At 67.0% G+C, this 13,087-nt stretch carries 6 protein-coding genes, 2 rRNA genes and 2 pseudogenes; 5 read left to right on the plus strand and 5 right to left on the minus strand.

Annotation, left to right across the window (positions count from 1 at the left end; all coding sequences use genetic code 11):
• Positions 1-5 precede the first annotated feature (5 nt).
• From mtrB to mtnA, 3 genes are read right to left on the minus strand one after another with little or no spacing between them, the layout of a single operon-like run.
• On the minus strand, positions 6-2,012 hold the full coding sequence (gene mtrB, locus Sfulv_RS10905) for an MtrAB system histidine kinase MtrB (RefSeq protein WP_173313505.1): 2,007 nt from the start codon (positions 2,010-2,012) through the stop codon (positions 6-8).
• Position 2,013: 1 nt separating this feature from the next.
• The gene (mtrA, locus tag Sfulv_RS10910; protein WP_281385806.1) at positions 2,014-2,703 is read right to left on the minus strand and encodes a two-component system response regulator MtrA; all 690 of its coding nucleotides are present in this window, start codon (positions 2,701-2,703) and stop codon (positions 2,014-2,016) included.
• Positions 2,704-2,707: 4 nt separating this feature from the next.
• Complete coding sequence (gene mtnA / locus Sfulv_RS10915) at positions 2,708-3,853, minus strand: S-methyl-5-thioribose-1-phosphate isomerase (RefSeq protein ID WP_173313507.1); 1,146 nt, start codon at positions 3,851-3,853, stop codon at positions 2,708-2,710.
• Between the two features lie 140 nt (positions 3,854-3,993).
• Here mtnA and Sfulv_RS10920 point away from each other — a divergent pair, with 140 nt between their 5' ends.
• The 5 genes and pseudogenes from Sfulv_RS10920 (at position 3,994) to Sfulv_RS10940 (ending at position 9,484) form a co-directional block, all read left to right on the plus strand.
• Positions 3,994-5,199 carry a DUF7847 domain-containing protein gene (locus Sfulv_RS10920; RefSeq protein ID WP_173313508.1) on the plus strand — a complete coding sequence of 402 codons (1,206 nt, stop codon included), beginning with the start codon at positions 3,994-3,996 and terminating at the stop codon, positions 5,197-5,199.
• 4 nt (positions 5,200-5,203) lie between these two features.
• Complete coding sequence (locus tag Sfulv_RS10925) at positions 5,204-5,896, plus strand: DUF4129 domain-containing protein (protein WP_173313509.1); 693 nt, start codon at positions 5,204-5,206, stop codon at positions 5,894-5,896.
• Positions 5,897-5,904: 8 nt separating this feature from the next.
• A pseudogene (locus tag Sfulv_RS10930) lies at positions 5,905-7,127 on the plus strand (DUF4350 domain-containing protein).
• Positions 7,124-8,160: pseudogene (locus Sfulv_RS10935) on the plus strand (AAA family ATPase). Before Sfulv_RS10930 ends, Sfulv_RS10935 begins: the two co-directional pseudogenes overlap by 4 nt.
• A 10-nt stretch (positions 8,161-8,170) precedes the next feature.
• Positions 8,171-9,484: a DUF58 domain-containing protein gene (locus tag Sfulv_RS10940; RefSeq protein WP_173313510.1), complete on the plus strand. Its 1,314-nt coding sequence runs from the start codon at positions 8,171-8,173 to the stop codon at positions 9,482-9,484.
• A gap of 109 nt (positions 9,485-9,593) precedes the next feature.
• Here the strand turns inward: Sfulv_RS10940 and rrf are convergent.
• Positions 9,594-9,709, minus strand: a 5S ribosomal RNA gene (gene rrf / locus Sfulv_RS10945).
• A gap of 79 nt (positions 9,710-9,788) precedes the next feature.
• Positions 9,789-12,914 (minus strand): 23S ribosomal RNA (locus Sfulv_RS10950).
• Positions 12,915-13,087 lie beyond the last annotated feature (173 nt).

Raw genomic sequence — 13,087 nt, forward strand, 5'->3', positions numbered from 1 at the left:
GACGGTCAGTGTCCACGAGTGGTGTCCTCCCGGTCCGGATTCTGCGCTTCGTAGTCGGCACCACCGCTCGGCCGGTCCCCGGGCTGACGCGCCACCACGCGTGCCCCGTTGCCCGGCAGCGCCGCCGGGTGGACGGAGGCCGGCGGCACGCGCGGTGCCACGGGGGTACGCGCGGGCACGGCCAGCGGCGAGCGCTCCGTGGTACACGCCTGGTTCGGTACGGCCATCAGCCGGTGGTCGCTCACGGCCGCCCGGCCGGCCTCGGCGCGCTCCCGGTTCTCCCGGTTGCACCGGGAGTCCTCCGGCTCCAGCGGTATCGGTGAACCGCGCAGCGGCTCGTCCGCCGTACGCGGCAGAGTGAGCCGGAACTGCGAACCGCCACCGGGCTCCCCCCACGCCTGGAGCCACCCGCCGTGCAGCCGGGCGTCCTCGACGGCGATGGAGAGTCCCAGACCGGTACCACCGGTCGTACGGGCCCGGGCGGGATCTGCGCGCCAGAAGCGGTTGAAGACCCGGGTCGCCTCCCCCGGCTTGAGTCCCACGCCGTAGTCGCGGACCGCGACGGCCACCGCACCCTGGGCCACGCCGAGCCGCACGACCACGTCCCGGCCCTCACCGTGCTCGACGGCGTTGACCACGAGATTGCGCAGCACCCGCTCGACCCGGCGGGCGTCGGCCTCCGCGATCACCGACTGCTCGTCACCGACCACCCGGATACGGGTGCCCTTGCGCTCGGCGAGCGGCTCCGCGCCGCCGATCACCCGTCGGACGACGGCACGCAGATCTATCGGTTCGGCTTCCAGCGCCGCGGCGCCCGCGTCGAACCGGCTGATCTCCAGCAGATCGGAGAGCAGCGACTCGAAACGGTCCAGCTGGTCCCCGAGCAGCTCCGCGGAGCGCGCGGTCACCGGGTCGAAGTCGGCGCGTGCCTCATGGATGACATCGGCGGCCATCCGCACGGTGGTCAGCGGGGTCCGCAGTTCGTGCGAGACGTCGGAGACGAAGCGCCGCTGCATACGGGAGAGCTCCTCCAGCTGCTGGATCTTCAGCTGAAGGTTCTGCGCCATCTTGTTGAAGGCTTCGCCGAGGCGGGCGATGTCGTCCTCGCCCGTGACCTTCATGCGCTCCTGGAGCCTGCCCGCGGAGAGCCGCTCGGCGATGCCGGCCGCCATCCGTACGGGCGTGACGACCTGCCGCACCACGAACCAGGCGATCGCCCCGAGCAGCACCACGACGAACAGCCCGGCCGTCGCCAGCGTCGTCATGACCAGGCTCAGGGACTTCTCCTCCTGCGTCAGCGGGAAGAGGTAGTACAGCTCGTACGGGTTGTGGTCGATGTCGTAGAGCCGCTTGCCCACGACCAGTCCGGGCTGTGACTCCTTGCCGTACGAGTAGCGGATCAGGGAGTAGGTCTGGAAGGCTCCGGGCCCGCTGGACACGTCCTCCCGCAGGCGCTGGGGGACGCTGGAGGCGTCCACACTGCCCGAACCACGCGCCGCCCGGCTGCTCGCGCCTCCGTCGACGGAGTCGGCGCTGAGCGCGACCACGTTGAAGGCGTTCTTGCCGCCGCTCGCGAGCTGGTCGACCAGCTCGGTGCGCCAGGACGTGTTGGCCGCGCCGTCCGTACCGTCCCTGCCCCGGTCACCCGGGACGAGCGGCTCGTTCGCCTTCTCCTGGGCGGCCGAGAAACCACCGGCGGCCTGTGTCTGGGCGGCCTTGCCCTTCGCGTCGAGCAGACCGTTGCGGACCTGCCCGATCACGACGAAGCCCAGCAGCAGCACGACACCCATCGACATCAGCAGAGTGCCGGCGACGACACGCAGCTGGAGGTTGCGCCGCCACAGCCGCACAGCGGGCAGCAGCGGACGCCGCACCCACCGCATCAGCAGGCGGGGCACAGGACCCCCCTGAAGCACCCGGCTCATCCGGGAGGACTTCCGCCCCGGACCGGCAGCCCGCTCCGCACGGACTCCCGGGTCCCCGGGCTTCGGAGCAGCGCTGCCCAGGGCCATGTCAGCTCGGTCCGGCCTTGTAACCGACACCTCGGACGGTCACCACGATCTCCGGCCGCTCCGGGTCCTTCTCGACCTTGGAACGGAGCCGCTGGACATGGACGTTCACCAGACGGGTGTCGGCGGCGTGGCGATAGCCCCACACCTGCTCCAGGAGCACCTCACGTGTGAAGACCTGCCACGGCTTACGGGCGAGCGCGACCAGCAGGTCGAACTCCAGCGGAGTCAGCGCGATGGACTGACCCTCCCGCTTCACCGAGTGACCGGCCACGTCGATGACCAGGTCACCGATGGCCAGCTGTTCCGGCGCAGGCTCTTCGGTCCTGCGCAAACGCGCCCTGATCCGGGCAACCAACTCCTTCGGTTTGAACGGCTTGACGATGTAGTCGTCGGCCCCGGACTCCAGGCCCACCACCACATCGACCGTGTCGCTCTTGGCAGTGAGCATGACGATCGGCACACCTGACTCGGCCCTGATCAGCCTGCAGACCTCGATGCCGTCCCTACCGGGCAGCATGAGATCCAGCAGGACCAGGTCCGGCTTCGCCTCACGAAATGCAGCAAGTGCCTTGTCACCGTCCGCTACGAACGACGGCTCGAACCCTTCTCCACGCAGCACAATCCCGAGCATCTCGGCCAGTGCGGTGTCGTCGTCGACGACAAGGACGCGTCCCTTCATAAACGACATCATCCCATTAGCTAATCGTTACCTGCGATGACCTGGCACACAGCTCTGCCAGTCCGACCCCCGTGACCGGGGAGATTACGCCCTCATCCGTGACGATCGCCGTGATCAGCTCCGGCGGTGTGATGTCGAACGCGGGGTTGTACGCCGGTGTCCCCAGGGGCGCCACGAGCAATCCGCCCGCTGCCCCGTCCGGTGACACCGCGTGTGGGGGTGTGAACTCCGTCACTTCCCGTCCGGAACGCTGTTCCACAGTGATCGCCTGCCCGTCCGCGGTGGTCAGATCGACGGTCGTGACCGGCGCGACGACGATGAACGGCACATGGTGGTACTTGGCGAGCACCGCCAACGGATAACTCCCCACCTTGTTCGCCACCGAGCCGTCCGCGGCGATGCGGTCCGCCCCGATGAGTACGGCGTCCACCTCACCCGCCGCGAACAGCGAGCCCGCCGCGTTGTCCGTGAGCAGGCTGTACGCCATCCCGTTCCGCGCCGCCTCGTAGGCGGTGAGCCGTGCCCCCTGGAGCAGCGGGCGCGTCTCGTCCACCCACAGCCTGCGAAGCCGGCCCGCCCGATGCGCCTGGAGCGCGACCGCGAAGGCGGTGCCCTCGCCCCCGGACACCAGGGCCCCCGAGTTGCAGTGCGTGAGGAGCTGATGACCGCCCCCTGGCAGCAGCTCCTCCAGCAGAGCCAGCCCGTGACGCGCCATACGCCCGCTGGCCGCCGCGTCCTCCCGGTGCAGCACCCGCGCCTCGGCCAGCGCCGCCCCGGCCGCCTGGTCGGCGCCCAGGCCCTTCTCCAGGGCGGCCCAGTACACTCGGGCCACCCTCCGCACCCCGTACCCGAGGTTCACCGCGGTGGGCCGCGCCTGCTCCAGCAGCCCCGTCGCCTCGGCCACGTCGTACCCACGGGCCGCGGCGAGCGCCACCCCGTATCCGCCGGCGATGCCCAGCAGCGGAGCCCCCCGGACCGCCAGGGTCTGGATGGCCCGCACGAGCGCGGGTACGTCGGTACACACCAGCTCGACCTCCTCGACCGGCAGCCGAGTCTGGTCGAGGAGAACCAGTACCGGACCCTCGGGAGGCTCGGCCCAGCGGAGTACGGAGAGCGCGGGGGGCTCGGTGCCCGCCGGCATTTGCGCGTCCTTGTCAGCCATCCGCCCAGTCTGCCCGGTGAGGCGCCCACAAATGAAGGCGCAAAGGAGATAGAGCACCCGGCCCGCACCGCAGCGGCGCGTGGCACGATGGCTGCCAACCCGCCGCCCCATTGAGCGGACGGGATCGTGAAGGAGCGAGAATGAACGACTCTCCGGGCTGGGCCTCGCCCGGATCTGCCCCCTCCGACGGCCAGGAGACGGGAATTCCCCGACCCTCCGGCCCCGTGGACGCAAACAGCCCCGCACCCCAGTGGTCTCCCGCTCAGCCGCCCCCCGCGCAGTGGTCCCCACCGAGCGCGCCCGGTGGCGGCCCGGGAGCGCCCCCGCCGGCACCCGGCTGGGGCGGCGCTCCTCAGGGCCCTGGATGGGGCCGCCCGCCCATGGCGGCGAAGCCCGGCGTCATCCCGCTCCGCCCGCTGGGCGTCGGTGAGATCCTCGACGGCGCGGTGTCCACCATGCGCGCCCACTGGCGCACGGTCCTGGGCGTCAGCCTCACCGTCGCCGTGATCGCCCAGATCGCGATCATCCTCATCCAGCGTCATCTCCTGCCCGACCCCGTCTCGGTCGACCCGAACGCCGTCGGCGCCGAGGCCCTGCGCCAGGCCGCGGACTCCGTGCAGTCCACCCTCCTCAGCTCCGCGCCGGCAACCCTCATCTCGATGATCGCCACCCTCATCACCACGGCCGTACTCACGGTGGTGATCAGCCGATCGGTACTGGGCCGCGGCGCGACGCTCTCCGACGCCTGGAACGAGGCCCGTCCCCGGCTCCCCCAGCTCGTCGGTCTGACTCTGCTGCTCAGCCTCATGAGCGTCGGGATCATGGCGGTGGGCCTGCTCCCCGCCATCCTGGTCGGCTCCACCGCCGGGGTCCTCCTGGCCGTGTTCGGCTTCGCCGCCGCCCTGGTCGTCGTCCTCTGGCTGATGGTCCGCTTCACTCTCGCCGCCCCCGCACTGATGCTGGAGCGGCAGTCGATCCTGGTGTCCATGCGCCGGTCCGCCAAACTGGTCCGCGGTGCGTGGTGGCGCACCTTCGGCATCCTGGCGCTCACCTACCTGCTGGTCGTCATCGTCGCGCTGGTGATCGGCGTCCCGTTCGCGATCATCGCGATGACCGTCGACAGCGGCGGAGTCGGCGACCTGATGAGCGGCGACACCTCCGCATTCGGCTGGCCCTTCCTCCTCGTCTCCGGCATCGGCGAGGTGATCGTCTCGACGCTGACCTACCCCTTCACCGCAGGAGTGATGGCGCTGCTCTACATCGACCAGCGCATCCGCCGCGAAGCCCTCGACCTCGACCTGGCCCGGGCCGCGAACGTGCCGGGCTACGAAACCCCCAGGAGCTGATGCGGTGTCGGGGGCGGGGGCCGTCACGTCGGTACGGCGACTCATCAGCGCGGACGACACGCCGCCCGTGGAGCTTCCACGGGTACCCGCCCGCGAGGCGGCGGAGGACGAACTGTCCAAGCCGATGTACCACGAGAACGATCCGAACCTTCTCCAACGCGCTCTCGACCGCTTCTGGGAGTGGCTCGGGAGTCTCTTCGAGACGGTCGCCGCAGGCGCACCCGGCGGACCGCTCGGCATCGTCCTTCTCGTACTGATCGTCGTGGGCCTGGCCGCCACCCTCTGGTGGCGGCTGGGAACCCCCCGACGCACCGTCCGCACGGCCGACGCCCTCTTCGGCAGCAGCGCGCGGACCGCGGACGCGTACCGCACGACGGCCGAGACGCACGCGGACTCCGGCCGCTGGACCGAAGCGCTCCAGGACCGCATGCGCGCCGTGGTGCGCACCCTGGAGGAGCGGGCCCTGCTCGACCCGCGTCCCGGCCGCACGGCGGACGAGGCCGCGGCCGAAGCGGGCCGATCCCTCCCCCGGTACGCCGACCGGCTAAGCGCCGCCGCCCGGGCTTTCGACGACGTCACGTACGGCGGCCGCAGAGCGGACGAGCAGGCGTACGCCACTCTGCGCACCCTCGACCTCGAACTCATGGACGCCAAGCCCGTACCGGCCGGCGCCTCGGCCCAGGGAGCGGGCGCGTGACCCAGACCATGACGGTCTCCCCGACCTCGGCCTCCCCCACCGCACGCCAGGTCTGGAACCGCACCCGCGGGCTGCTGCTCGCCCTGCTCATCCTGGTCGTGGCGGGCATCACCCTGGCAGCCGTGCGCTCCGGCGACCACCACGGCCGCCTCGACCCGCGCTCCGTCGACCCGGAGGGCAGCCGTGCTGTCGCGGAACTCCTCGAACGAAGCGGTGTGTCCGTCGACGTCGTCACGACACTCGACGAGGCCACCAAGGGCACCGGCCCCGACACGACTCTCCTGGTCACCGCACCCAATCTCCTCACGACGTACCAGCAGCGCCGCCTCAGCACCGCAACGGCCGGCTCCGCGGGCCGCACGGTCCTGCTCGCCCCCGCCGCCAGGTCCCTGCATCACTTGGCCCCCGGCGTACGAGCGGAGCCGTCCCGCCCCGTGAGACCCAGGGAGCCCCGCTGCCAACTCCCCGCCGCCCGCACCGCCGGCCCGGCCGAGACAGGCGGCCTCCGCTACAGAGCCGACGTTCGCACCGACACGGGCTGCTACCCGAGCGACGGCCTCCCCACCGTCCTCGTCGTCCAGGGCCAGCGAGCAGGCGACACCGTCCTCCTCGGCTCTTCCGACCTGCTCCACAACGACCGCCTCGACCAGCAGGGCAACGCCTCTCTGGCCCTGCAACTCCTCGGTTCCCGCCCGCATCTCCTCTGGTACCTCCCCTCGCTCGCTGATCCCTCCGCCGCCGAAACTGACGAGGAGCCCGGTGACCGGGCCACCGACGAGGACGGCGCCGCGCCCGGCTCGGCGAGCTTCACCGACCTGATCCCCTCCGGGTGGCTGTGGGGCACCCTGCAACTCGCCCTCGCTGCCGTATGCGCCGCCATCTGGCGCGCACGGCGTCTGGGCCCTCTCGTGACCGAGCGGCTACCGGTGGCCATCCACGCCTCCGAGACCACCGAGGGCCGTGCCCGCCTGCATCGCAAGGCCAACGCCCGGGACCGGGCCGCCGACTCCCTGCGCTCCGCCACCCGTACCCGGCTCGCCCCCTCGCCGGTGTCTCTCCCCGCGACGCGCATTCCAGCGAAGTCCTCGTTCCCGCCATCGCGGCACGCGTCAGCGACGCAGGCGGCGATCTCCACGCTCTTCTCTTCGGCACGGCTCCCCCTGATGACGCCGCTCTCCTCCTCCTCACCGTCCAACTCGACGCCCTCGAAAGAGAGGTACGCACTTCATGAGCGCCCCGACCCCCGAGTCCGCGGAGTCCAGGGAGTCCGTCTGGACCCCTGCGGCCCCTCCGGCCCCCGTGGACTCCGTGGACTCCGACAGCGCCCGCGCGTCCTTGGAAGCTCTGCGCTCCGAGATCGCCAAGGCAGTGGTCGGTCAGGACGCGGCCGTCACCGGCATGGTCGTCGCGCTGCTGTGCCGGGGGCACGTCCTGCTCGAAGGGGTCCCGGGCGTGGCCAAGACCCTGCTGGTCCGAGCCCTCGCCGCCTCGCTCGAACTCGACACCAAACGCGTCCAGTTCACCCCGGACCTCATGCCGAGCGATGTCACCGGCTCTCTCGTCTACGACGCCCGCACGGCGGAGTTCTCCTTCCAGCCCGGCCCGGTCTTCACGAATCTGCTGCTTGCCGACGAGATCAACCGCACGCCCCCAAGACTCAGTCCTCCCTCCTGGAAGCCATGGAGGAACGCCAGGTGACCGTCGACGGGACACCGCGGCTCCTGCCCGACCCGTTCTTGGTGGCCGCGACCCAGAACCCGGTCGAGTACGAGGGCACCTACCCCCTCCCCGAAGCCCAACTGGACCGCTTCCTGCTCAAGCTGACGGTCCCCCTTCCGTCACGCGAGGACGAGATCAGCGTCCTGACCCGTCATGCGGACGGCTTCAACCCCCGGGATCTGCGAGCCGCGGGTATTCGACCCGTCGCCACCCCGGCCGACCTGGAGGCTGCCCGCTCGGCCGTCTCGAAGACCAAGGTCTCCCCGGAGATCGCCGGATATGTCGTGGATATCTGCCGTGCCACACGCGAGTCCCCCTCGCTCACACTCGGCGCCTCTCCCCGAGGCGCCACCGCTCTGCTGTCCACCGCACGTGCCTGGGCCTGGCTCACCGGCCGGGACTACGTCATACCGGACGATGTGAAGGCTCTGGCGCTCCCCACACTCCGCCATCGCATCCAACTGCGTCCCGAGGCGGAGATGGAAGGAGTCACCCCTGACTCCGTCATCACCTCGGTGCTCGCCCACGTGCCCGTTCCCCGATGAGGCGGTGACCATGGCCCTCACCGGACGGACCGCACTACTGGCCGCTTTGGGATCACTCCCCGTAGGCATCCTGGCCCCGAGCTGGACTGGCATGCTCGCGGTCAACGCCCCGCTGTCTCTAGCAATTCTGTGCGACTACGCCCTGGCCGCGCCAGTGCGCGCGCTCCGGTTCACCCGATCCGGCGACACGTCTGTTCGACTGGGTGACGCGGCAGAGGTGCAACTCACCGTAACCAACCCTTCGCGCCGCCGTCTTCGAGCACACGTGCGCGACGCCTGGCCGCCCAGCAGCTGGCCCGCCGGCACCGCACAGTCCGCATCCCGGCACGAAGTGACCGTGCCCGCTGCCGAGCGGCGCCGCCTCACCACATTCCTCCGCCCGACACGGCGAGGAGACCGCGAGGCCGAGCGGGTCACGGTCCGGTCCTACGGCCCTCTCGGCCTCGCTGCCCGCCAGGGAACACACCTGGTCCCCTGGGCGGTGCAGGTTCTTCCGCCCTTCACGAGCCGCAAACACCTGCCCTCGCGGCTGGCGCGGCTCCGCGAGCTCGACGGACGTACCAGCGTGCTCACCCGAGGCGAAGGCACCGAGTTCGACAGCCTCCGTGCCTACGTGCCAGGTGACGACACGCGTTCCATCGACTGGCGGGCCACCGCCCGCCAGTCGTCGGTCGCCGTCCGGACCTGGCGCCCCGAACGGGACCGGCACATCCTCATCGTGCTCGACACCGGCCGCACATCAGCGGGTCGGGTCGGTGACGTACCGCGTCTCGACGCCTCGATGGACGCCACCCTGCTCCTTACCGCCCTCGCGACGCGCGCAGGCGACCGCGTCGACTTCCTTGCCTACGACCGCCGCGTCCGCGCGCGGGTCCAGGGCGGCACAGCCGCCGGCGATGTTCTCTCCTCCCTCGTCAGGGCCATGGCGCCGTTGGAAGCGGAGCTTGTCGAGACGGACGCTCACGGTCTCACCAAGGCGGCCCTGATGAGCGCCCCCCGGCGTTCTCTGATCGTCCTTCTCACCGGACTGGACGCCGCGCCGGTCGAAGAAGGTCTGCTGCCGGTTCTTCCCCAGCTCACCAAGCGCCACACGGTACTGCTCGCCTCGGTCGCCGATCCGCGGATCGAGGCGATGAAGCAGGCACGAGGCACAGTGGACGCGATCTACGAGTCGGCGGCCGGTACGCAGGCACAGGCTCAACGTGACCGCACAGCAGAACAGCTCAAGCGCCACGGCGTGGTGGTGGTCGACGCCACCCCGGAGAAGCTCGCGCCCGCGCTGGCCGATGCCTACCTGGCTCTCAAGGCTGCGGGCCGCCTCTGATCTCCGAAAGGCAGGCCGCTCCAGCAGGGAGACAGGGCCTGCTGAAAAAAAGGGGGGCAAACGCAGGAAAGCCCCGTACCTTGCGGTACGGGGCTTTCCCGGAATGATTGTTCGGCGGCGTCCTACTCTCCCACAGGGTCCCCCTGCAGTACCATCGGCGCTGAAAGGCTTAGCTTCCGGGTTCGGAATGTAACCGGGCGTTTCCCTAACGCAATGACCACCGAAACACTATGAAATCAACAAACACCGGACAACAACACAGCCGTTCGTTATTTCAGAACTAACACAGTGGACGCGAGCAACTGAGGACAAGCCCTCGGCCTATTAGTACCAGTCAGCTCCACCCGTTACCGGGCTTCCACATCTGGCCTATCAACCCAGTCGTCTACTGGGAGCCTTAACCCCTCAAAGGGGGTGGGAATACTCATCTCGAAGCAGGCTTCCCGCTTAGATGCTTTCAGCGGTTATCCTTTCCGAACGTAGCCAACCAGCCATGCCCTTGGCAGGACAACTGGCACACCAGAGGTTCGTCCGTCCCGGTCCTCTCGTACTAGGGACAGCCCTTCTCAATATTCCTGCGCGCGCAGCGGATAGGGACCGAACTGTCTCACGACGTTCTAAACCCAGCTCGCGTACCGCTTTAATGGGCGAACAGCCCAACCCTTGGGACCGACTCCAGCCCCAGGATGCGACGAGCCGACATCGAGGTGCCAAACCATCCCGTCGATATGGACTCTTGGGGAAGATCAGCCTGTTATCCCCGGGGTACCTTTTATCCGTTGAGCGACAGCGCTTCCACAAGCCACTGCCGGATCACTAGTCCCGACTTTCGTCCCTGCTCGACCCGTCGGTCTCACAGTCAAGCTCCCTTGTGCACTTACACTCAACACCTGATTGCCAACCAGGCTGAGGGAACCTTTGGGCGCCTCCGTTACTCTTTAGGAGGCAACCGCCCCAGTTAAACTACCCATCAGACACTGTCCCTGATCCGGATCACGGACCCAGGTTAGACATCCAGCACGACCAGAGTGGTATTTCAACGACGACTCCACAACCACTGGCGTGGCCGCTTCACAGTCTCCCACCTATCCTACACAAGCCGAACCGAACACCAATATCAAACTATAGTAAAGGTCCCGGGGTCTTTCCGTCCTGCTGCGCGAAACGAGCATCTTTACTCGTAGTGCAATTTCACCGGGCCTATGGTTGAGACAGTCGAGAAGTCGTTACGCCATTCGTGCAGGTCGGAACTTACCCGACAAGGAATTTCGCTACCTTAGGATGGTTATAGTTACCACCGCCGTTTACTGGCGCTTAAGTTCTCAGCTTCGCACACCCGAAAGTGCACTAACCGGTCCCCTTAACGTTCCAGCACCGGGCAGGCGTCAGTCCGTATACATCGCCTTACGGCTTCGCACGGACCTGTGTTTTTAGTAAACAGTCGCTTCTCGCTGGTCTCTGCGGCCACCCCCAGCTCACCGAGTAAATCGGATCACCAGTGATGGCCCCCCTTCTCCCGAAGTTACGGGGGCATTTTGCCGAGTTCCTTAACCATAGTTCACCCGAACGCCTCGGTATTCTCTACCTGACCACCTGAGTCGGTTTAGGGTACGGGCCGCCATGAAACTCGCTAGAGGCTTTTCTCGACAGCATAGGATCATCCACTTCACCACAATCGGCTCGGCATCAGGTCTCAGCCTCAATGTGTGACGGATTTGCCTATCACACGGCCTACACCCTTACCCCGGGACTACCACCGCCCGGGCTGGACTACCTTCCTGCGTCACCCCATCGCTTACCTACTACAAGTCTGGTTCATCGGCTCCACCACTACCCTCAACTCCGAAGAGATCAGGCCGGCTTCACGGACTTAGCATCGCCTGATTCAGTACTGGGCGTTTCAAAGCGGGTACCGGAATATCAACCGGTTGTCCATCGACTACGCCTGTCGGCCTCGCCTTAGGTCCCGACTTACCCTGGGCAGATCAGCTTGACCCAGGAACCCTTAGTCAATCGGCGCACACGTTTCTCACGTGTGTATCGCTACTCATGCCTGCATTCTCACTCGTGAACCGTCCACAACTCGCTTCCGCGGCTGCTTCACCCGGCACACGACGCTCCCCTACCCATCCATACTCCCGTTGGGGATATGTGTATGAATGACACGACTTCGGCGGTACGCTTGAGCCCCGCTACATTGTCGGCGCGGAATCACTTGACCAGTGAGCTATTACGCACTCTTTCAAGGGTGGCTGCTTCTAAGCCAACCTCCTGGTTGTCTCTGCGACTCCACATCCTTTCCCACTTAGCGTACGCTTAGGGGCCTTAGTCGATGCTCTGGGCTGTTTCCCTCTCGACCATGGAGCTTATCCCCCACAGTCTCACTGCCGTGCTCTCACTTACCGGCATTCGGAGTTTGGCTAAGGTCAGTAACCCGGTAGGGCCCATCGCCTATCCAGTGCTCTACCTCCGGCAAGAAACACACGACGCTGCACCTAAATGCATTTCGGGGAGAACCAGCTATCACGGAGTTTGATTGGCCTTTCACCCCTAACCACAGGTCATCCCCCAGGTTTTCAACCCTGGTGGGTTCGGTCCTCCACGAAGTCTTACCTCCGCTTCAACCTGCCCATGGCTAGATCACTCCGCTTCGGGTCTAGAGCGTGCAACTCAAACGCCCTATTCGGACTCGCTTTCGCTACGGCTTCCCCACACGGGTTAACCTCGCTACACACCGCTAACTCGCAGGCTCATTCTTCAAAAGGCACGCAGTCACGACTGCATGTGCAAGCACATACAGCGACGCTCCCACGGCTTGTAGGCACACGGTTTCAGGTACTATTTCACTCCGCTCCCGCGGTACTTTTCACCATTCCCTCACGGTACTATCCGCTATCGGTCACCAGGGAATATTTAGGCTTAGCGGGTGGTCCCGCCAGATTCACACGGGATTTCTCGGGCCCCGTGCTACTTGGGTGGTTCTTAAACGAGCCGTTAATGTTTCAGCTACGGGGGTCTTACCCTCTACGCCGGACCTTTCGCATGTCCTTCGCCTACACCAACGGTTTCTGACTCGTCTCACAGCCGGCAGACCATGAAAAAGAACTCCCACAACCCCGCATGCGCAACCCCTGCCGGGTATCACACGCATACGGTTTGGCCTCATCCAGTTTCGCTCGCCACTACTCCCGGAATCACGGTTGTTTTCTCTTCCTGCGGGTACTGAGATGTTTCACTTCCCCGCGTTCCCTCCACACTGCCTATGTGTTCAGCAGCGGGTGACAGCCCATGACGACTGCCGGGTTTCCCCATTCGGAAACCCCCGGATCAAAGCTTGGTTGACAGCTCCCCGGGGACTATCGTGGCCTCCCACGTCCTTCATCGGTTCCTGGTGCCAAGGCATCCACCGTGCGCCCTTAAAAACTTGGCCACAGATGCTCGCGTCCACTGTGCAGTTCTCAAACAACGACCAGCCACCCACCACCCCACCCATACAGGCGAGTTCACCGGGGCCGGCAACCGAAGATCCAGACAAAAAAATGCCCGAACCCTCAGATACCCAACAGCGTGCCCGACCCGACCGACCAATCCTTCTTTCCACGC

The organism is Streptomyces fulvorobeus, assembly GCF_013167895.1.
GTDB lineage: Bacteria > Actinomycetota > Actinomycetes > Streptomycetales > Streptomycetaceae > Streptomyces > Streptomyces fulvorobeus.

Excerpts from the sequence above, each read along its gene's own strand:
- mtnA (WP_173313507.1), bottom strand. The coding sequence starts at position 3,853 with ATGGCTGACAAGGACGCGCAAATGCCGGCGGGCACCGAGCCCCCCGCG.
- mtrA (WP_281385806.1), bottom strand. The coding sequence starts at position 2,703 with ATGATGTCGTTTATGAAGGGACGCGTCCTTGTCGTCGACGACGACACC.
- Sfulv_RS10920 (WP_173313508.1), top strand. The coding sequence starts at position 3,994 with ATGAACGACTCTCCGGGCTGGGCCTCGCCCGGATCTGCCCCCTCCGAC.
- mtrB (WP_173313505.1), bottom strand. The coding sequence starts at position 2,012 with ATGGCCCTGGGCAGCGCTGCTCCGAAGCCCGGGGACCCGGGAGTCCGT.
- Sfulv_RS10940 (WP_173313510.1), top strand. The coding sequence starts at position 8,171 with ATGGCCCTCACCGGACGGACCGCACTACTGGCCGCTTTGGGATCACTC.